At 57.4% G+C, this 21055-nt stretch carries 14 protein-coding genes and 2 tRNA genes; 15 read left to right on the forward strand and 1 reads right to left on the reverse strand.

Features of this window, described 5'->3' with window-relative positions; genetic code table 11:
- The first annotated feature begins 96 nt into the window (after positions 1–96).
- The gene (locus DXD77_RS04135; protein WP_117647827.1) at positions 97–3273 is read left to right on the forward strand and encodes a hypothetical protein; all 3177 of its coding nucleotides are present in this window, start codon (positions 97–99) and stop codon (positions 3271–3273) included.
- Between the two features lie 21 nt (positions 3274–3294).
- Positions 3295–3513 (forward strand): hypothetical protein, encoded by a 219-nt coding sequence (locus DXD77_RS04140; protein ID WP_022094153.1) that lies wholly within the window; start codon positions 3295–3297, stop codon positions 3511–3513.
- A 66-nt stretch (positions 3514–3579) separates the two neighbouring features.
- Here the strand turns inward: DXD77_RS04140 and DXD77_RS04145 are convergent, their stop codons facing one another.
- A complete protein-coding gene (locus DXD77_RS04145; RefSeq protein WP_117647829.1) occupies positions 3580–7011 on the reverse strand; it encodes a SpaA isopeptide-forming pilin-related protein in 3432 nt (1143 codons plus the stop codon).
- 297 nt (positions 7012–7308) lie between these two features.
- On the opposite strand from DXD77_RS04145, the gene DXD77_RS04150 reads away from it, so the two are divergent.
- From DXD77_RS04150 to DXD77_RS04210, 13 genes are all read left to right on the forward strand, one after another.
- Positions 7309–7383: transfer RNA gene (locus tag DXD77_RS04150), tRNA-Gly, on the forward strand.
- Positions 7384–8206: 823 nt separating this feature from the next.
- Entirely contained in the window at positions 8207–9553 is a 1347-nt protein-coding gene (gene purB, locus DXD77_RS04155) for an adenylosuccinate lyase (RefSeq protein WP_117647831.1), read from the forward strand.
- Positions 9554–9694: 141 nt separating this feature from the next.
- Positions 9695–10531, forward strand: coding sequence for an ABC transporter substrate-binding protein (locus DXD77_RS04160; protein ID WP_158549080.1), 837 nt, complete (start codon positions 9695–9697; stop codon positions 10529–10531).
- A complete protein-coding gene (locus tag DXD77_RS04165; protein WP_117647833.1) occupies positions 10528–12327 on the forward strand; it encodes a GGDEF domain-containing protein in 1800 nt (599 codons plus the stop codon). Before DXD77_RS04160 ends, DXD77_RS04165 begins: the two co-directional genes overlap by 4 nt.
- A gap of 113 nt (positions 12328–12440) precedes the next feature.
- Positions 12441–12704 carry a TIGR03905 family TSCPD domain-containing protein gene (locus DXD77_RS04170; protein ID WP_089572560.1) on the forward strand — a complete coding sequence of 88 codons (264 nt, stop codon included), beginning with the start codon at positions 12441–12443 and terminating at the stop codon, positions 12702–12704.
- On the forward strand, positions 12704–13915 hold the full coding sequence (locus DXD77_RS04175; RefSeq protein WP_117647835.1) for a twin-arginine translocation signal domain-containing protein: 1212 nt from the start codon (positions 12704–12706) through the stop codon (positions 13913–13915). Before DXD77_RS04170 ends, DXD77_RS04175 begins: the two co-directional genes overlap by 1 nt.
- 153 nt (positions 13916–14068) lie before the next feature.
- Positions 14069–14791, forward strand: a complete 723-nt coding sequence (locus DXD77_RS04180) for a response regulator transcription factor (RefSeq protein ID WP_006236208.1) — start codon at positions 14069–14071, stop codon at positions 14789–14791.
- 11 nt (positions 14792–14802) lie between these two features.
- On the forward strand, positions 14803–16368 hold the full coding sequence (locus DXD77_RS04185) for a cell wall metabolism sensor histidine kinase WalK (RefSeq protein ID WP_117564000.1): 1566 nt from the start codon (positions 14803–14805) through the stop codon (positions 16366–16368).
- A 118-nt stretch (positions 16369–16486) separates the two neighbouring features.
- The gene (locus DXD77_RS04190) at positions 16487–17365 is read left to right on the forward strand and encodes a phosphoribosylaminoimidazolesuccinocarboxamide synthase (RefSeq protein WP_035136481.1); all 879 of its coding nucleotides are present in this window, start codon (positions 16487–16489) and stop codon (positions 17363–17365) included.
- Positions 17366–17941 carry a hypothetical protein gene (locus DXD77_RS04195; protein WP_117647837.1) on the forward strand — a complete coding sequence of 192 codons (576 nt, stop codon included), beginning with the start codon at positions 17366–17368 and terminating at the stop codon, positions 17939–17941.
- 89 nt (positions 17942–18030) lie between these two features.
- A complete protein-coding gene (locus tag DXD77_RS04200; RefSeq protein ID WP_117647839.1) occupies positions 18031–19311 on the forward strand; it encodes an aminopeptidase in 1281 nt (426 codons plus the stop codon).
- 28 nt (positions 19312–19339) lie between these two features.
- Positions 19340–19415: transfer RNA gene (locus tag DXD77_RS04205), tRNA-Lys, on the forward strand.
- Between the two features lie 193 nt (positions 19416–19608).
- Positions 19609–20427: a TraX family protein gene (locus DXD77_RS04210; RefSeq protein ID WP_117647841.1), complete on the forward strand. Its 819-nt coding sequence runs from the start codon at positions 19609–19611 to the stop codon at positions 20425–20427.
- Positions 20428–21055: the final 628 nt, after the last annotated feature.

Here is a 21055-nt window from a genome sequence, read left to right on the forward strand (position 1 = left end):
GGTCGTTTGCGCTCGCTCGGGGTATACTTTCGACTATATACGGTTCTAATGTGCATGCATTGGGCCTATTTGTCGGATTATGGATGTGGAGCGCACATGGCGAACACCCAGAACTATATTAACCACCTGCTGCAGAACACCGGCATCACGCCGGCATGCAGCGAAGAAGAGCGCTTGGCTGCCGAGGATATCGCTCAGATCTTCCGCAACCACGGCTTTGATCCCGAGGTTCAGGAGTTCAATGCCCCGGCGCCCAGCAGGTTGGCATTTGCCGTTACCGGTATTCTTGCGTTTGCCGGCGCCCTGCTGATGGGCATCGGTGGCGGCATCGGCTTGGTCGGCACCTTGCTGGCCATTGTCGGCGCCGTTCTTTACGTGCTCGAGCGCGCGGGCCACCCCGTGGTTTCGCGCCTGGGCAAGACGGGCGTGAGCCAAAATGTCATCGCCTACCACAAGGCCTCGGGCCCGCTCGCGTCTCCGCGCAACCGCCCGGTGGTCGTTGTCGCACACTACGACTCTCCCCGTGCTGAGCTGCTCGCCCGCGAGCCCTATGCTTCGTATCGTGCGCTCATCGCCAAGCTGTTGCCCGTTGCCACGGTTGCCCCTGCTGCCGTTGCCATCTTGCGTATCCTGCCGCTCCCCGGCGCGCTCAAGGTTCTGCTGTGGATTGTCGCGATCCTCGCTTCCCTCGTTGCGCTCGCCAACGCGGCAAACATCATTTCTAACCGTTTTGTGCTTCCCTATACGTCCGGCGCAGTGTGCAACAAGTCTTCTGTCGCCGCTATGCTCGGCGTTATGGACAACGTTGCTCCCTTCCAGGGCGAAAACGAGTTTCCCGACGATGTTCCGTTCGATACCTATTTTGGGGAGCAGAAGCGTCGTGCCGAGGAGATGGCGCGCGCAGCGGCGGAGTATGCCGCGGCCCAGCAGCAAAACGACTACGGCAACACCATCGAGTATGAAGAGCCTACCTACGCCGAGGACGAGTTCGGTCAGCCGATTGCTCCCGACGCTCAGGCCGAGCCCGAACAGGGTGAGGCTTTCGACGAGCAGATCGAGGGCTTTGAGGGTGCGTCTGCCGACGAGACGCTGATTGGCGCCATTGTGCCCGAGGATCAGAATCAGGCTGTCCAGGCCGAAGAGCTCAATGACGAGGTTCCCGCTGCCGAGCCGGCGGAGGAGCCTGTCGCGGCCGAGCCCGAGCCCAAGCTCTATCGCAATGCCGCCGGCAACATCCGCTTTGGTTCGGATGCCATCCGTGCGCTCGGAATGCTTCCCGAGTCCTGCACGCTCGATTACGAGGAGGGCGAGGAGCCGACGTTTGAGCCCGAGCCTGCCCCCGTCGTGACCGTGGATGATGAGTCTGCCGCGGTCACCGCTGCCGTTGCCGAGTCCGAGGCGGTGTCCGCGATCGATCCCGCGGCAGGACTGGACATTTTGGCTCCCGCCGCGCCGGCGCAAGACGTTGCGGATGAGTCTGACGACGATTACGTTGAACAGCCGAGGCGCGTGTCTTACGAGAGCGACACTGATTTCTCGGCCGAGATTCCCGCGGCAACGCCCCATGCCGATATTGCATCCGCGTTCTCTTCGATTGGCGCCAGCGCTTCCAACTTCTTTAAGGGCGCGCTTGCAAAGGGCAAGAAATTTGTCGACGATTTCGAAGAGAAGCGCGCTGCTGCACGCGAGGCTGCCGAGCAGGAAGCTATCGCTCAGCAGCAGGCAGCTGAGGCGGCACGTGAGCTCGCGGCGCAAGAGTTCGAGCAGAACGAGGCTATGCAGTCCGTGCCCGTCGACGCTGCCGAAGCTACGACGTCCTTTGAGTCCCAGCAACCGGCGTCCGCGGATGTTGTTGAGGCGACGACGTCTTTCGAGGCTCAGCAGCACGTCAATAGCACCATGTCGTTTGATGCCGCGCAGTTCGATTCCACGATAACGTTTGAAAAGCAAGGCACCGCGATTGCCGAGTCCCTTCCTGTTTCCGATGAGCAGGGCGACGCGGCAGACGATGACGAGCCTATTGATGCTGCCGAAATCCAAGATGCCGCCGAGGACGAGCCCGTCGAGGCCAACTCTGACGAAGAGCAATACGCGGCAGCCGAGCAAGATGATTCGACCGAGGTCGAGCAGGAGGAAGTGCCTGCGGTTTCCGAGGCTCCCGAGACAGATGAGTCGAGGCCTTACTCCACGCAGATTTTCACCATGCCGACCCCGAGTGGTTCCGGTGCCACGGTTGCCGATGTTGCTCCCACCCAGGACGAAACGGTCGATTCCCTTATGGCCCAGATTTCCTCCCAGGCATCACCACGTCCGCAGATGAATGTTCCCGATCCGGCGTTGGCTCCGTCGCCTGCACCTTCCTCGTCTCCGCTGGCTTCGGTCCCCGATCCGTCGCTGCCGTCGATGAAGCAGGCAAACGTTGCGTCTCGCACGTCGCTGTTCGACCTTCCCGACCCCTCCGCACAGGTCAACGACCCCTTTGCTACCGCTCAGGGTCCCGAACCCACATCGGCACCCGTTGCGCCTCCTAGGCCCGTTGCGTCGGGCGCTCAGCCGATCGAGACCATTTCGGCTCCCGCCCCGGCGGCACCCAAGTCTCGCAAGCGCGGCCTGGGCGGCCTGTTCGGTCGTAAAAAGAAAAACGAACAGGACAGCATGAGTGACTGGCTGGGCGTCGAAGACGATTACGATGCCAAGAAGTCCGGTCGCGGCATCGGTTCGTGGGATAATTTCGAGGACGATAACGATGGCTGGAAGGGCGGCGCTACGTCTTCCGACGGTGCTTCTTCCGAAGATATGCTCTCGGCTGTCGCTTCTATGGGCGACGATGAGCTGCTCGGTCACGATATCTGGTTTGTGGCAACGGGCGCCTCGGATTGTGATGGCGCCGGTATGAAGGCCTTCTTGGCTTCGCATCGCGATAAGCTCCGCGGCGTCTTCTTCATCAATCTTGAATCCGTCGGTGCCGGTAGGCTTTCGGTGGTGACGGTTGAGGGCGAACAGCAGCTGCTCAAGGGCGATCGCCGCATCATGAACCTGGTCAGCAAGGTGTGCAAGTCGTTCCATGTCGATTGTGGCGCGCTCGAGATGCCCTATGCCAAGACCGATGCCTACGCCGCGCTCGAGGCGAGCCGCCGAGCCCTCACCATCGCCGGCGTGGACGGCACGCGTCTGGCTTGCGCTCGTACCGAGGACGACCTGCCCCACAATGTCAACCCGACGAACATTGCCACGGTATCCGAGGTCGTGACCGAGGTTATCCGCCGTTCGTAGACGGAGCTCTAAGGAGTCAACGTGTTTTCGTATATTAAGCGCCATTGGCCTGTCTACGTGATTTTGACCTTGATTGCCATTGCGTTAGGGTTTGGAGCTGCCTACATCGTGGGCGCGAAGGGCTCGACCCCCGCCTCCGCAATCAGCGAAGAGGTGGAGCAAGAACAGAGTACGGGTGCCGATGGGATTCCTGAGTCCGAGCAAGCAATCGTTGATGGTGGATCTTCGTCTGCAGAGTAGATGCGGCGATTTAAATGATTGAAAGCGGGCGAGCCGGGGGACTGGCTCGCCCGCTTTTTCATCGCGCTAGCGCTTCTTTGGGATTGACCTAAGGCGAGCGAACCATAGGGCTGCGGCACCCGAGGTCAGGAGCGCGGTGATGCAAGCGGCGATGGGAGCTGATCCTGTTGCCGGTAGGTCCTGCGGTAGGGTACAGCGTTGAATGACACGGTCCTCGTCATGTGACTCAAGTTTATCGCCGCCGCCGTTGCGGCAAAGATCGACGCGTGTGCTGTTGGTGAGTGCAGTTTGGGGTGTGTAAGCCGACGTTGCCTGCATGTGCACGACTGCGCCCCGAGCATCTGTGCCAAGGATTGCTTTGGCATCGTCAAGGTCGTCGTGCTCATCTTTGAGATCATCGCGGGTCCAAGAATCCATATCGCTTCGAGTCGTAAAGTCGGCGGCTACCGCACCGTATTCAATGCGAATGCCCGTTACGACGGTATTGGATGCAAGGTCGAGTTCTTTCGCCTCGAGTGTGGCGGATTCCGTGGTCGAGACATCCGCCTTCCAGAGGTGCCAGCCGTCGTAATCGACGAGGCGGCAATCTTCACCCAGACTCTCTTTTACTTCGTCGGACTCAAGCCAAGGATTTTCGTGCCCATCGTCAAGCGTCGCGTTTGCCGGCTCATCGACGTCTGTCGAGTCCAACGGCGTCGTGCGATACCACACGTTGCACAGACCGTTGAGGTCGCCGATGGCGACGGGGGTTTCGATTGAGACGAATCTCGCCGTGCCGTCTTTGGCGCACTCAAGATCATCGGTAATCGTAAACTCATCAACCCAAGTAGCGGAATCGTTTCGAGCATCGATGGTATAGGAGAAAAGCCCATCCGTATTGGTTTGCATCGCGGCGCGGTTTTTTCCATCGCCGTTAGCCAACAGACCCTTCCCGATAGGTTGGACAAGTTCCTGACGCTTGTCGACCTGTCCTTTGATCTCGATGGGCGCATCCTTCATCGCGACGGATTGGACTTCTCCCGTACCCTTTATTTCAAACGTTATCTCCTCGGCAAGGTCATAGGTCCGCGGAGACATCGTTTCGCGCAACGAGTAGGTGCCGGGTGCAAGATGTTCGATGCGGTGCGGCTTGTCGGATGAGGTCCAGGAGTCTATTTCGGTTTTATCGGGACCATATAAGGCGAGCTGTGCGCCTTTCACTTCCTGCTCTCCGCTTGCATCGACCTTGGAGATATCAACCTTGGTGTAATCGTCGGATACGTTAAGCCGTGCTTCCACAACGGGTGTTTTCTGGTCGGCATAGGTTAGGTCGACGATATGATGCGTCCGGTCGAGCAAGAAGCCGGTCGGCGCTTGAGTCTCGACAACCTCGTAGCGTGCGGTGCCAGATCCCAGCGGGAGGTCGTCCGCGCGTGCTTCTCCAGTTTCATCCGTCGTGACGGTAGCGACAGCCTCGCCGTCGAGCGCGGCAATGCTACCGTCGGGGCGCACGATATCACCTGAGGCACGGATCTCAAAGATGGCGCCCGCGAGGCTGCTGCCGTCTACGGCATCGGTTTTAACGATCCTGATGTTTCCGGTCGCGGCGTGGTTATAATACGAGACGATTGCAACGGGCGTTAGGTTTATATCGGCGGGTATGTTTACCTCGATCTCTCCGCCGACAAGATAGGGCTCTTTGGCCGAGGTTTCGCGTACATAATAGGTGCCCGGCACGAGCGATTCGGGCAGTGTGACGGTCCCGGCCGCGTCAGTCGTAAAGGTGTCCATTACGTTATATGCTGGATACCAGCATGTTTGTGAGACAGGTTTGTGATTGCTGTCGAGGAGTTGGAAGGTGAATCCGGCTAGGGCAACAGAGGCGCCTGTTTGGGCATCGCGTTTTACAATCTGGAGATGCGTCGACAGAGCGTGGTTGTCCACGATATATTGAAGCTCGGCGCCGTCGGAAATCTGATTGGCCTCGACGGTCCATTCCCCCGCACGTTTAAAACCCTCGGGGACGGTTTCCGGAACCTCACGAACCGTGTAGCCGGCGCGGTCGTACGGGATGGCTCCGTGGACACCGGCGGGTCGCTTGCCTGCGCCGAACCATGCTTCGGGCTGATCTTTGGTGGAGGCAAAACCATAGATGTTTGTGGTCAGTGTGCCAACAACCTGCTGAGAGCTGTTGCTGACAACCTCAAAGACAACACCTCCCGCCGGCTGCTCCAGGCCGGATTGATTGCTATTGCCGTAGTCCTTGAATTTGGAAATCTCAAGGTCAAACGCAATGGGGATATCGGAAACGCGCGATTCGATCTCGACCACGCCTGAATCGCCGAGCTGGTCGGCTCTAACGGTATAGGACCAGCTATCGTTGGATGGCAGGTAGCCCTCGGGGGCTTTTGATTCATAGATGGTAAAGGTTCCTAGGGGGACATCGCTGAGGGTGGCTCGACCGCTTTCGTCGGTCGTGAGGATTTGCGCCCATCCAGGGGTTGATTGCGACACACACGTGAACTCTGCTCCCGCGAGTGAAGATCCCACCTGGGGGCCGGCATTCGTCGCGGCATCGAGTTTTACGATACACAGGTTGATGGTGCCGGGCTGTTCTTCAATGGCGACCTGTCCACCGTCATTCCCCGTGGTAAAGGCGATGCGATCACGACGGGGGACATAGCCGGCCGGCGCCTTCGTTTCAACTAGGTAGTATGCCGTATTGGGCAGAAGTGTTGCCTGTGCTCGACCGTTGCCGTCCATCTGGATGGTGCCGACACGTGCGTCGCTGGCGTTCTCAAAAACATCGAATGTTGCCCCGTCAAACTGATAGGTATTGTTTCCGCTGGTAATAACGGTGTTCGCAGACTGCTTTTGGAAGGAAACAGAGACCGCCGGCAGTACATAGAGCATATCTTGACGTCTGCTGCCGCCCGATACGGTTCCTAGATAGCGCCGCGCGCGGTGCGGAGCGGCTTTGATGCTTCCTGATTTTGCGCTGTCGTGGAGCCACCGCGCAGCCGCCACGACTTCATTGTCGGCGGTAAAGCGCCCGCTCTTGGTTTTGCCCTGAGCGGTCGTGTAGGAGTAGGTGCCGTCGACATGGGTGGTGCCGTTGAGCATCCATACGGCAAGCTGGGTGGCGGCGCGGGCGCGATCGGGTGAAAGATGGTAACCGCCAAACGACGTGGCGGTAGGATATCCGTGACAAACGATTGCTGCGAATTCGTCGTCGAGCCACACCCAGCCTTGATCAAAGTTGAGCCATGGGCCGCCCGGCTTGGTGGGGCCGGGACGCTCCTGGTTCATGCAGTAGGCAATCGAGGCGTCTTGAGCTTCATACTTGCCGATAAAGAAGGGCCCACAATCATCGCTGATAGTGCGGAAGCCGAGCTGGTCGTAGCCATCGACGGCAAATGCGGCTCCCGGTGCCAGGCAGCCGAAAAGCAGGAAGAGGAGCAGGAGCAGCGGACCTGTTGCGATTGCGCTGTGGACAGAGTGCGTGGGTGCGTTGGACATGGCTGCTCCTTATCCCTCGTGCGCCGCATGGGGAGGTTGCGGCGCGTAGGATGAGGCTACCCCCGAGGTTCATGCGGGTAAGTACCGGAGCCTGACCAAAAGCTTGCCCAATTCCTGACAAATAGAGCTCAAATACAACAATCAAGCAAAAGCGCAGGTAGAAGATAAGGAGAAAAGGAGGTCAAAGGTCCTCGTCTCCACAATTGATGCGATTTTCAAACGAATCTCCACAGCTAAAACAAGTATCGCCACCCTTGTATCGAACAAGACAACCGCGTTATACTAGCCAACACACAAGCGGGCATCGCCAAGTGGTAAGGCATCAGCTTCCCAAGCTGACACTCGCGGGTTCGAGTCCCGTTGCCCGCTCCAGTAAAAAGCACAAGCACGGCGCCATCACGGTGCCGTGCTTTTTTCAATAAAGTGCCGGGACTCGAACCCGCCAGGGTGCGAGCGTTAAATAAACGCGAAGCGTTTATAGCGAGCAGGCAAGGTCGCCGATAGGCGACCGCAGCCGGTGCGGATTTGCGAAGCAAATACGCGGATGTCCCGTTGCCCGCTCCACCGAGCACGGGAGACAGCCGGGAGCGTCAGATTCAACCCGTTTTGCCCGCGCGTGTGCGTAGGGCCAAGTTTTTCCGCCTGAAGCCGGTGCGGATTTGCGAAGCAAATACGCGGATGTCCCGTTGCCCGCTCCACCGAGCACGGGAGACAGCCGGGGGCGTCAGATTCAACCCGTTTTGCCCGCGCATGGGTGTAGGTCCGGGTGGGCCGCCGCAGCCGGTGCGGATTTGCGAAGCAAATACGCGGATGTCCCGTTGCCCGCTCCACCGAGCACGGGAGACAGCCGGGGGCGTCAGATTCAACCCGTTTTGCCCGCGCATGGGTGTAGGTCCGGGTGTGTCGCCGCAGCCGGTGCGGATTTGCGAAGCAAATACGCGGACGTCCCGTTGCCCGCTCCATCAGCCAAGGGGGATGCTGGGACACTCGGTTCGATCCGGTCTCCTTCGACGGCTTTGAGGACCGGGGCATGCTGACCACAGCCGGCGTGCGTCCGCGACGCGGACGCACGGACGTCCCGTTGCCCGCTCCTGCTTCAAAATGTTAGGTTCATGCCTGCTGCCCATACTTGCACCTGCGCACGGTACAATGGTTGGGTTACGACCAACGTGCCAATAACCAAAAAGGAGCCGCTATGATCGATCGCTATACCCGCCCGGAGATGGGACACATCTTCTCCCTCGAGAACAAGTACGCCATTTGGCAGGAGATCGAGGTCCTGGCCTGCGAGGCCCAGGCGGAGCTCGGCAAGATCGGCATTTCTAAAGACGAATCCCAGTGGATCCGCGACCATGCCAACTTTGAGAAGGCGAAGGTCGATGAGATCGAGGAGGTCACGCGCCACGATGTCATCGCCTTCCTGACCAACATGAAGGAATATATCGACGCCGATGTTCCCGAGGGCGAGCCCAAGCCTAGTCGCTGGGTTCACTACGGTATGACCAGCTCCGACCTGGGTGATACTGCTCTGTGCTATCAGCTTACTCAGGCGTGTGACCTGATTATCGAGGACGTCAAGAAGCTCGGCGTGATCTGCAAGCGCCGCGCCTTCGAGGAGCGCAATACGCTCTGCGCCGGACGCACCCATGGCATCCATGCTGAGCCGATGACCTTCGGCATGAAGTTTGGCTCTTGGGCATGGGAACTCAAGCGCGACCTTGATCGTCTTGAGGATGCTCGCAAGAACGTTGCCTTCGGTGCCATCTCCGGTGCCGTCGGCACCTACAGCTCCATCGAGCCGTTCGTCGAGGAGTACGTCTGTGAGCACCTGGGTCTGGTTCACGACCCGCTGTCCACGCAGGTCATCAGCCGCGATCACCACGCCTATCTTGCCGGCGTGCTTGCCACTACAGCGGCCACCTGCGAGCGCATCGCGACCGAGGTCCGCAACCTGCAGAAGACCGATACACTCGAGGCCGAGGAGCCCTTCCGCAAGGGCCAAAAGGGCAGCTCCGCCATGCCGCACAAGCGCAACCCCATCACCATGGAGAAGGTCTGCGGTCTGTCGCGCGTCGTGAAGTCCAACGCCCAGGTCGCCTTCGACAACGTCGCCCTGTGGCACGAGCGCGACATTTCGCACTCTTCCGCCGAGCGTGTCGCCCAGGCCGATAGCTTCATCGCGCTTGACCATATGTTCCAGTGCCTCATTCGCGTTATCGACGGCCTGCAGCTGTATCCGGCCCGCATGATGGCCAATCTCAACAAGACCCGCGGCCTCATCTTCTCCTCCAAGGTCCTGCTTGCCCTCGTCGATACGGGTATCACCCGCGAGGATGCGTACGCCATTGTGCAGGAGAACGCCATGGCAACCTGGCACGAGGTGCAGGATTGTGTCTCTGGCCCCACCTTTAAGGAGCGTCTCGAGGCCGATCCGCGCTGCACCGTCAGCCAGGAGAAGCTCGACGAGATTTTTGATCCGTGGGACTTCCTCACCCGCATCGATACGGTCTTCGATCGCCTGGAGCAGCTGAGCTTCGAGTAGGGTTAACCTAATTCGACCGCTTGCGGATGCATTTCAACCTTTGGCGCCTTGCCCGTCTTGGGCGAGGCGCTTTTTTTACTGTCGCATATGCGCCCGGGTAATAAAATGAACTCCGACTGCTGTTTCGATGAAAGGGGGCACGTGCCCAGACGCATCAAGCGGGCCACCATCGTCTCGTTTACGCTCATACTCCTTGTTGCCGTCTTTGCGGGCGCCCTGACGTATACCGTTCGAAGCAGTTCTTCCTCCTCGAATGAAGCCGATAGAGATCTCCCGGTGCTCAAAATCGGCGTTACGGATAACGACCCCTATGTGTATGTCGATACCACGGGCGATTACGCCGGTATCGATATCGACATCGCCCGCGAGGCCTGCAAGCGTGCGGGGCTCAAGCCACAGTTTGTCGATATTGACTGGAACGATCGCGACCGGCTGCTCAAAAACGGTGATATCGATTGCCTGTGGTGTGACTATTCTCCCTGTTATCGCGAGGATAAGTATTACTGGACCGAGCCGTATCTAACCGTGACGGTCTCGGTTGCCGCCAAGAAAACGAGTGGCATCAAGTCCTTGGCACATCTCGATGGAAGTAAGACCATTGCGGTGATTGCGGGTTCGGTGAGTGAACGCCGATTGCTTGCGGGGGATCTGGGGGTCTCGTCGGACGTTCAAATCAAATCATATGGCTCTGCCGAACTCTGCAAAGCCGCTCTAGTCAAAGGGTACGTTGACTGCTGGATGGCGGATGTCCAGTCGCTTGACCGACTCGTTGCTCAGTATCCCGGCGTTTACCGTGTGTTTGCCGACAATGTTATGACGGTTGACCTGGGCGTCGCGTTTGATGACAGCTATGAAGGATCGGTCGTAAAGGATCTCAATACCGCGCTGTTCGACATGGATCGAGATGGCACGATTGACCGTATTGTGGGCAATTACAAGACAGGAGCGACGACGGGCGGGCAAGGAGGAAATTCATGACAACTGATGAGCACCGCTTGAGTCGAAAGACTCTGAACGTCATAGCTGCCAGCGTTATTGTCAGCGCCGTCTTGTTAGGCCTGTTGTATACGGTTGGAACCCATCGCTGCCTCGAAAAAACGCTTGGGTTTGGCCAAGAAACCATGGTGTTTTTGGAGAACGCTTGCGAAAAATATGACCGCTACGAACAGGGGAGAAAAACCGAGGCGACGCACGATTTGCTCGCCGCGGTCGAATCGTTTGTGACGTTCCTGTCCTCTGATCGCGTTGAGGTTAACGACGATCTTATCGAGCAATTTGTCCATGCCGAGAACCTTTCGGGGCTGATGGTCATGGACTCCGATGGCCATATGGCTGCCCACTACGACATCGATGGTCGCGACCCGCTCATGTTGTGGCGAGATGAGTTGGCCTGTTCGCCGGTCGCATCGATGTATCAAGGTTCCAAAGTGACCTACTCAACTGTCGATGAGCGCCGTGGTGTCGTTTTTGCCGTCTGTGCTGTTCCGTATGGCGACGGCGTTGCCCTGGCATACCGCTCACTTGTTTCCGATACGGCGGACGACTATTCATATGCCATAGCCGACGTGCTTTCGAACAGTACCTTCCACCAGGGTCCCACGGTGCTTGTTATGGAGGATGCGGAGATTGTCTCATCCAACAGTGCCGATGCTGACGTGTCGCTCGCCCGACTCCTCACCAGCGTAGGAGTTGAGTGGAAAGACGACGGCCTGACGCGCATCGAATATCGAGGAGACGAATGGTATGCCGTGCGTGCGGCATATAAGGACTACCGCCTGTTTGCGCTATATCCCAAATCTGAGGTCATGTCTGACAGGATTTCATTTGTCGCCGTCGGCGTCTTGGTGTGTCTTGCGTTTTGGGTCGTGGTGCTGTTGGCTCGAAATATCGTTGACCACCGCAATTTGGTCGAAAAGGATAAACAGCTCGGCATTATCAATGCCATAAGCGCCATCTACGATTCGACCTTCCTTTTGCATCTCGACACCCTCGAGATCGAGGGGATCAATATGTCGCCGGCGATAGCGAAGATATTTGCCGAGCACAGCGAGGCATATGACTTTATGGACACGGTCTGCCGGGATATCGTGAGCCCCGAAAGCCGCGAAGCGGTTGTGGGACTCGTAGATATAAGTTCGCTTCGTGAACGTATGGAGGGCGTACCGTACTTGGCTGCCGAGGTGCGAGATTGTCGAGGCGCTTGGTACTCGCTACAGGTTGTCCCCCAGCATCGCGATGAGCAAGGCCGGCTGGAGTCGGTCGTCGTGGCGACGCACAACATATCGATGGTCAAGCATGCCGAGGAGCTGTCATATCAAGACAAACTGACGGGGCTTCGCAACCGCAACTATCTTGAATCGCGCGGAGATAGCCTGGTAAACGAGGACTTGCCCGTGAGCGTGATTATGTTGGACTGCAATTATCTCAAGCGGACCAACGACATCTATGGTCACGAGATGGGGGATGAACTGCTGCGACGGACGGCGTCCGTGCTGCGGCGGGTGGCTGGTGCGGATTATCTGCCGATGCGCCTTGGCGGCGACGAGTTTTTGCTGGTTTGCCCCCATACTGACAACGAGTCTGCGCTCGGGCTGGAACAGGATCTTCGTCTCGGTCTTGCCGCGGTAAGCGATGAGGCCCTGACGGTCAGCGCATCGATTGGCGTGGCGACCGTCGAGACGGCTGGAAATACGCTGGCCGATGTATATCGTGTCGCCGACCACAATATGTATCGGGAGAAGCGCACGGTCCACGCACAGGGTGCGGACTGCTAATCTTGCCCCCGCGAGTCCATGCATCGTAGGATGTTGAATCGGTGCTTGCGATAATAAGTCGGCCCAGGCGGGGATAATAGACGTCTGAAATTTCTTTCTGAGAGGGGATCTCAATGATTAGTTTTGACTACAAGCCGCAGGGTGTATGCTCTCGCAATATTCACCTCAATCTCTCTGACGATGGCAGCAAGGTGCTGGGCGTTGAGTTTACCGGCGGCTGTGACGGCAATCTCAAGGCAATCTCCAAGTTAGTCGAGGGTGCTCCTGCCGATCGCGTAATCGAGGTTCTCGCCGGTAATACCTGCGGTATGAAAAAGACCTCTTGCGCCGATCAGCTTACGCGCGCTATCGAGGCCGCTCGCGCCGAGATCGCCTAATGGGTATCGCCGACCACATCAAGAATGGAATATCGCGCCGTGGCTTTGTGCTCGGCGGTGCTGCCGCGGGCGCTGCCACGGTGCTTGCCGGTTGCTCGAAAAAAACGGGCACCAGCGACGATGCCGCCGGCGAGCCGCAGGTTATCAAGGACGATTCGAAGATTGTCTCGATCACTGATGAGTACGAAGCTGTTGATATCGATCTTGAGCCGGCGGCGTCGTGGACGCTGCCGCTGGGCACGTTGCTGTACTACTGCGATGGCGACCACGCCGCCGCGATGATGGCGCCTGCTTCTGCCCTGCATGCCAATACGCTTGGTGTGCTCAACCTGGGCGATGGCTCGCTTACCACACTTATCGAGGATCCCGTTGAGGGAACCGGTTATGCGTTTTACGACGTTCGCGCGGGTGATGGCGTGTTCGCGTGGGTCGAGATGAACTTTGCCAACTCATCGTGGAAGCTCTACGCTCAAAATCTGTCGGGCGCTTCGCTCTCTGGCGACGTGACTGAGCTCGATCGAGGTGGCAAGGACTATGATCCGCCCCTGTTTACGGCGTTCGGGTCATCGGTCATCTGGTATAAAATGCCTTCGGCAGGCGGCAATAAAACGAGTAGTGATTCGTTTTGCTATCGTCGCTCGCTTGATGAATCCAAGGCCGAGGTAGTTTGGAAATCGATGGGCCGCTTTGCATCGGCCCCGCGCGCGAGCGACGGCATTTTGACCATCTCGCCGCGTGTCCGCAACGACGAAGGCGTCTACTACGGCATAACGGCAATCGATCTGACCGATGGCAACAACACCAAACGTGCCCAGCTAGTCCTTCCCTCGTCAGTCTCGCCTTTCGAGGCCGTATATATGGGCGATACCTTCGTGTTTTCTATCGAGGCGACCTATAGTGGCGTGGGCAGCCTGGGCAACATGGGCACGTATATCGGTAATGAGGGAGGGCCATACCTCTTTCTGTCCCGCGAGCCGCTCGCATGTGCTGCCGGCAAGAAGAATAAATATCTCGTTAAGGTACAGGCATCGCATTTTCTCATCGACACCTCTGCCAAGACCTATGGCTCGCTGTTGTCGCCCGACCGCGCTTTGGAATATGGCGATTATCCAGCTACGGCGGGAAAATCGGACTCATTCCTTACGTACGCCACGGTGCGCAACAGCCAGGGTATACCCGAGACGGTCACCGCACGCCTATTCTCTCTTTAAGCTTAGAGGGGTTAAAAAGGCGCCAACAGGGGAATAAACGCGTTGTAATTGTGAGTACCGCCCGCCGAGCTGCCGCGTCATAGTGGCATCCGGCGGGCTCAGGTGCGTTAAAATGGGCTTGTTCTTAGCTGATTGAGACAGGGGGGCCGTGTTATGGCTTCAGATGCAAAAAAGATTCTGCTGGTCGAGGATGAGAAGGCAATCCGTGACGCCGTCGCTGCCTATCTCGAGCGCGAAGGCTACTGGGTTGTGGGTGTCGGCGACGGCCAGTCCGCGATCGAGGAGTTCGAGAAGCATCAGTTTGACCTGGTCGTGCTCGACCTTATGCTCCCCAAGATCCCCGGCGAGCGCGTTTGCCGCACCATTCGCGATACCTCGGATGTCCCCATCATCATGCTGACTGCCAAGGGCGAGATCGAGGACCGTATTATCGGTCTTGAGCTCGGCGCCGACGACTATCTGATTAAGCCGTTCTCGCCGCGCGAGCTTGTCGCGCGCGTACGCGCCTTGTTCCGCCGTGCCCATCAGGCCGACGAGCCAGCCGTCGAGGTACTCGACTTCGGCGATCTGGTCATCGATATCTCGGGCCACAAGATTTTGGTCGAGGGCAAGGAAGTCGACCTGACGGCTTCCGAGTTTAAGCTGCTCACCACGCTTGCCCGTCACCCCGGTCGCGTCTACAACCGCATGGAGCTGGTCGAGAAGGTGCTCGGCTACGACTTTGAGGGCTATGAGCGCACCATCGATAGCCACGTGAAGAACCTTCGCGCCAAGCTGGGCGATGATCCCAAGAAGCCCAAGTGGCTCTACACCGTCCACGGTGTCGGCTATCGCTTCGAGGCTCCGGCCAAGACCGATAAGTCGGACGAGAAATAGGGAAATCACATATGACACCTGCGCGCTTTGAAATCGGACAAAAGCACAAGCAGGAGAGCGAGGCGGGTTCCAAGGCTAGTTGGAACACGCCTCGTTCCGATTCACGGCCAACGATGAGCTATCCCTCGCGCATGGCACTTGCTTTTGCTCTGACATCGCTCATGACGGTATTGGTGCTGGTGGGCGTGGTCTCTGTTGTGTGGGGCACGGTCTTTTCGGATTACACGCGCTCCAATATCGTCGAGATCGCCAATTCTGCTGCCGAAAAGCTTGCGACGTCGTATGAGGAAAACGGCAACTGGACTGCGGGCGAGCTGCGCACGGTCGCGACATCGAGTTTGGTATCCGACGACCTGAGTATGCAGGTCGTCAACAAGAAGGGCGTTGTCGTCTATGACGACTCATGGCCTTCGGCAAGCGCGACCGCCGATGTGCGCGAGAGCGAATCGGCGTCGAGCAGCTCGAGCGGTAAAAAAGCATCGCATAGCCCGGTCTCGTCTGCTCCAACCGACTCCGATAGCGTTGCCAACGTCGAAATCATAACGTCTTCGGGCGAGCATGTCGGACAAGTAAAGCTGTGGGCCATCGGCTCCGATGCCTTGCTCACCAAGGCGGATTCTGCATTTAGGGAGAAGACCTTTAACGCCATGGCCCTCGCCGCGGTTGTTGCAATCTGCATTTCGGTCGTTATCGGATCGCTCGTGTCGCGCATGCTCACCAAGCCGATTCATCGTATTACGAGCACGGCCAAGCAAATTCGCGATGGCGATCTGTCCGCTCGTACTGGTTTGCGCGGTGATGACGAGATTGATCAGCTGGGTGAGACCTTCGATGAGATGGCCACTTCGCTCGAGAAGGATATGAAACACGAGAAGCGCCTGACCTCAGACGTGGCTCACGAACTTCGTACTCCGCTTATGGCCATGCTCGCGACAGTCGAGGCCATGCAGGATGGCGTATATCCTACCGACGATGAGCACTTGGAGACTGTTGCTTCCGAGACGCGTCGCCTGGCTCGTCTGGTGCAGCAGATGCTCGACCTGTCGCGCATGGAAAACAGCACGGCTCCGCTCAACCTTGAGCCGGTGGACATGGTTCCTTTCGTGCGTTCCATCGTCAATGCCCAGGAGCGCCTGTTTGTCGACCGCGATCTGCGCTTGCGCTTTGCAGATGAAACCCAGGGTCACGACGATGTCGTCGAAGCCGATCCCGACATGATCACACAATGCGTCATCAATCTCATGAGCAACGCCATGCGCTACACCCCCGAGGGCGGTTGGGTCGTGGTGTCGGTGCTCAGTGACCGCAAGCATGTCAGTATTGCCGTTTCGGATACCGGCATCGGTATTGCCAAGGACGATCTGTCGCGCATCTTTGGTCGTTTTTGGCGTGCCGACGCCAGTCGCGCCCGCGAGGCGGGTGGCCTGGGCGTGGGCCTCGCCGTGACTAAACAAATCGTCGAGCGCCATCATGGCTACATTTCCGTGGAGTCGGAGCTTGGAAAGGGTACGACTTTTACGATTCATCTGCCTCGCGAGCACACGGCGGACGCGGCATCTACTACAATGGAGCACTAGCTTTTCGCTATTCGGTGAAGGAGGGGCCGCGTCCCTGCCGCTCCGAGTTTGCGAAAACATGCGGGAAAGAACCCGCATTTCTGTCGTATTTAGGTAAGGAGTGACTCACGTGACAACGATGGAGCGTCGTCCGGATTCCCGTGGCAAGGTTCGTGATATTTACGATGCCGGTGAAAACCTGCTGATGGTCGCCACCGACCGCATTTCTGCGTTCGACTTCATTCTTCCCGACGAGATTCCGTTTAAGGGAGAGGTGCTCAACCGCATCTCGGCATTCTGGTTCGATAAGTTTGCCGACATCGTTCCCAACCACCTCGTTTCCATCGACCCGGCGGATTTCCCCGAGGAGTTTGCTGAGTATCGTGACTACCTCGCCGGCCGCGCCATGCTGGTTAAGAAGGCCCAGACGATTCCTATCGAGTGCATCGTCCGCGGCTATCTGACCGGTTCGGGCAAGAAGACCTACGACGAGAACGGCACCGTCTGCGGCATCCAGCTGCCTGAGGGCCTGACCGAGGCTTCCAAGCTTCCCGAGCCGCTGTTTACGCCGTCCACGAAGGCCGAGATCGGTGACCACGACGAGAACATCTCGTTCGAGCGTTGCTGCGAGATCGTGGGCGAGGATATCGCCACGCAGATTCGTGACCTTTCCCTCAAGATCTACAAGGCCGCTGCCGAGTACGCCGCGACCCGTGGCATCATCATTGCCGACACCAAGTTCGAGTTTGGTGTCATCGATGGCAAGGTCACGCTGATCGACGAGTGCCTTACGCCCGATTCCAGCCGTTTCTGGCCTGCCGCCAGCTACGAGGAGGGCAAGATTCAGCCCAGCTACGACAAGCAATTCGTCCGCAATTGGCTCAAAGCCAACTGGGATATGACGGGGGAGACCCCGCACCTGCCCGCCGAGGTCATCGATGGCACGTCCGAGCGCTATCGCGAGGCCTTCCAGATCATCACGGGCTCCCAGTTCACAAGCATGAAGGAGAACGCATAAGTGAGTACCCGTAGCGCCACGAACAAGCGCACGCAATCCCACGAGGTTACCGGGGTTGCGCGCAAGTCCGCTGCATCCGCCAAGCCCGCCCGTCAGGCAGCGAGCTCTGTCCGCGTCGTGCCGGCTTCGTCTAAGGCACGCCGCAAAGAGCTCGAGAAGGGCGAAAACCTGGAAGGCCTTTCCAAGGAGGAAAAACGCGCCCGCAAGGCCAAGCAGCGCGCCCGAGAGGATCGCATCTACACGGTGTCGAATATCCTTCTCAAGCAGGATGAGGACTACACCAAGCGCCGCCGTATTTGGTGGGCCGTGCTCGCTATCGGCATGGTGCTCGTCGTGGCCATTTGGGCTTCGCTGTACTTCGCTCCCGCTGGCATGGTGTCCAGCCCTGTTCAGATGGTCGGCATCGTTTTGTCCTACGTCGTCATTTTGGGTGACTTTATTTACGACTTCGTTCGTATTCGTCCCCTGCGCAACATGTACCGCACGCAGGCCGAGGGCATGTCCGAGAACAAGCTCAACGCCCTTATCGAGCGCTCGGCTGCCGAGGAGGACAAGAAGGACTCCAAGAAGAAGTAGCGTTTGCATGCATACTTATCGCTAAGATATAAGGCGCGTCGTTTTTGCGGCGCGCCTTTTTACTGTTCTATAGATAGATGGAGTGGCACATGATTCGAGCTGCCCTGACGGTCGAAGAGGCTCTGGAGGGCATGAAGGCCCTAGAGCCCAAGATTAAAAACTATGCGCGCCTGGTTGTCCGCAAGGGCGTAAACGTCAAGCCCGGCCAGGAGGTTGTCGTTCAGTCTCCGGTCGAGTGCGCGCCGTTTGCGCGCGTGGTGGTCGCGGAGGCCTATGCCTCCGGTGCCGGTCACGTGACGGTTATTTGGGCCGATGATGCCGTGACGAGGCTCACGTACGAGCATGTCGAGCAAAGCTATTTTGAGCAGACGCCCGAGTGGAAGCGCCTGCAGCTTGATTCCCTGGCCCAGGATGGTGCCTGCTTTATCTTTATCGAGGGTGCGGACCCTGCAGCTCTCAAGGGTATCGATCCCGCCAAGCCAGCCGCGGCTTCCAAGGCAAGGAATACGCAGTGCAAGGTCTTTCGCCGTGGACTGGATTACAACATCAACCCGTGGTGTATCGCCGGCGCTCCGGTCGTGGCTTGGGCGCGTGAGGTGTTCCCGGGAGACGCCGATGAGGTCGCAATCTATAAGCTGTGGAATGCGATTCTGCACACCGCTCGCGCAGATGGCCAGGACCCGGAGAGCGATTGGGAGCTTCATGACGCGGCGTTCGAAAAGAACCTGCGTTTTCTAAACGATAATCAATTTGATTACCTGCACTACACCGCTTCGAACGGAACTGATCTGACGATTGGTATGACGAAGGGTCATGAGTGGGCCGGCGGTAAGGGTGAGACCCCCGACGGTCATCCCTTCTTCCCCAACATCCCCACCGAGGAGGTCTTCACCTCGCCCGATCGCATGCGCGCTGACGGTATCGTGTACTCGGCCATGCCGCTCATCCACCACGGCAACAAGGTCGATGATTTTTGGATCAAGTTCGAGGCGGGCCGCGTAGTGGACTACGATGCCCGCGTGGGTAAGGCGACGCTTGCAAGCATTATTGACACCGATGAAGGTGCCGCTCATCTGGGTGAGGTTGCGCTTATCTCCAAGAACACGCCGATCCGTGAAAGTGGCGTTCTGTTCTATGACACGCTCTATGATGAGAACGCCAGCTGCCATCTCGCGCTGGGTGTCGGTTTCCCCGAATGCATCGAGGGTGGGTATGATATGTCCAAGGAGGAGCTCCTGGAGCATGGCGTTAACGTCTCGAGCACGCACGTCGATTTTATGATCGGCACGGACGACATCGATATTGTGGGCATTACGCCTGATGGACGTGAAGTTGTGATTTTCCAGAACGGCCAATGGAGTTGGGAATAGTCCCAGACCGTGGTACAATGCCACCCGCGGGCCGTTAGCTCAGCTGGCAGAGCAGGGGACTTTTAATCCCAAGGTCCAGGGTTCGAACCCCTGACGGCCCACCATAGAATGGAAAAGCGACTGGCGGATGCCGGCCGCTTTTTTGTTGCCGCGACGCGGGTTCGAACCCGAAAGGGCGCGGAGCTGAGTAAACGCGTGAGCGTTTGCCAGCGCAGCGCGCAAGGCGCGAAGCGCCGCAGCGGCCGCCTGCGGAGCAGGCTGAACCCCTGACGGCCCACCCAAAGTAAGGAATACGAAATGAAAACAAATAGATACGGAATTAGCGGCAGCACATTAAAGATAATAGCAGCCATTTCGATGGTTCTCGATCATGTAAGCAGGATCGTCCTGACCAATGGAATCATGACTCACGCATCGTACAGTCAGATATCAGACGAACAGTGGGCGATTCTAAGCGAGGCTTCGGATGTGCTTCATGTTCTTGGCAGAATTGCATTTCCCTTATTTTGCTTTTTGATAGTTCAGGGATTTTTGCATACTCATGACTTAAAGAAGTACCTGCGAAATATGCTTGTCTTCGCAATCATTGCGGAGCCCATATACGATTTCGTCCAAACCGGGCAACTATTTGACCTTCGGCAACAAAATGTTATGTGTGAGCTCCTGCTTTCCTTGGTCTTTTTGATTGTTCTGGAAAAGATACAAAGTCTTTCAAAACGGAAAAGATACATCGCAGAAACTGCTCTGATTGTTTTGACAGCACTGGCAGCTGAATACACTAAACTAGATGGCGGTGTGTATGGCATTATGCTTGTGGCTGCATTCTATTTATTCCACGACAGCAAGGCCAAGATGTTCTTTGCTGCAGTATGTGCAGTGCTCCTTTCGTCATGCCATATAGTTGGCGGCGGATTTGAGTTTGCTACAGCTAATGTATTTAATCCTGATGTTGCTGCCGCGGTCGTTTCGTTGCTGCTTATCAATCTTTATAATGGTAAGCGAGGGCTGAAGCTCAAATATTTCTTCTACATTTTCTATCCGGCACATCTTGCTCTGCTTTATGGTGTCTCACTTATTGTTTTGAACTGTCTTAAAAACTCTCAAACAAGTCTCTGAAAACGGAAACAAATTGACTCTAAGACTGCTTGTGAATTTCCGGAAGACCTGAGAGATGCGAGGATAGGCAACGAGGGCTGCAGAGAGATGCTTCTCAGTTCTCTGGCGGATCGCACGTATCTGTATGAGGATCACTTCCACACACTCATTAATAACAGTGATAAACACGGCAGATCCTCAAAACATGAGGCTGTGGAGGTCGAACGATGCTTCGAAAGCATGAATGGCAGCGAGAAAATGAGTTCGGAAGCGCCCTCTGGATGATCCAGCATAGAATAGAAAGCGATCGGCTCCGGCTGGTCGCTTTTTTGTTGCCGTGCCACGGGTTCGAACCCGAACTTCTCTATATATAAGAACGCTTGGCGAACAAAACCTGCCTTTTACCGACGGGAAACAAATAGCTGATGCTTTTGGAGTAAAGTGGCGCTCCAGAGATGACCGATGCCTTAACACCTATAAACCAGCTGGTCATCGCCAATATCAGAAGCCAATGCTTCAGTTTTAACCTCAGTGATGCGACTGAGGGACCTATTCATTTGTGAACAAAATATGGAGTGCGCGATTCCCGCCCCCGGCGCCCCTCCGGTCTGGCAATATATCTCCTTGCCGCGCGGCCCGGTCGGACCGG

This window comes from Collinsella sp. TM09-10AT (assembly GCF_003436275.1).
In the GTDB taxonomy this organism is placed as follows: domain Bacteria; phylum Actinomycetota; class Coriobacteriia; order Coriobacteriales; family Coriobacteriaceae; genus Collinsella.

Coding starts and splice junctions, on each gene's coding strand:
- DXD77_RS04165 (WP_117647833.1), top strand. CDS start 10,528: ATGACAACTGATGAGCACCGCTTGAGTCGAAAGACTCTGAACGTCATA.
- DXD77_RS04180 (WP_006236208.1), top strand. CDS start 14,069: ATGGCTTCAGATGCAAAAAAGATTCTGCTGGTCGAGGATGAGAAGGCA.
- DXD77_RS04175 (WP_117647835.1), top strand. CDS start 12,704: ATGGGTATCGCCGACCACATCAAGAATGGAATATCGCGCCGTGGCTTT.
- DXD77_RS04135 (WP_117647827.1), top strand. CDS start 97: ATGGCGAACACCCAGAACTATATTAACCACCTGCTGCAGAACACCGGC.
- DXD77_RS04145 (WP_117647829.1), bottom strand. CDS start 7,011: ATGTCCAACGCACCCACGCACTCTGTCCACAGCGCAATCGCAACAGGT.
- purB (WP_117647831.1), top strand. CDS start 8,207: ATGATCGATCGCTATACCCGCCCGGAGATGGGACACATCTTCTCCCTC.
- DXD77_RS04170 (WP_089572560.1), top strand. CDS start 12,441: ATGATTAGTTTTGACTACAAGCCGCAGGGTGTATGCTCTCGCAATATT.
- DXD77_RS04190 (WP_035136481.1), top strand. CDS start 16,487: ATGGAGCGTCGTCCGGATTCCCGTGGCAAGGTTCGTGATATTTACGAT.
- DXD77_RS04200 (WP_117647839.1), top strand. CDS start 18,031: ATGATTCGAGCTGCCCTGACGGTCGAAGAGGCTCTGGAGGGCATGAAG.
- DXD77_RS04210 (WP_117647841.1), top strand. CDS start 19,609: ATGAAAACAAATAGATACGGAATTAGCGGCAGCACATTAAAGATAATA.
- DXD77_RS04185 (WP_117564000.1), top strand. CDS start 14,803: ATGACACCTGCGCGCTTTGAAATCGGACAAAAGCACAAGCAGGAGAGC.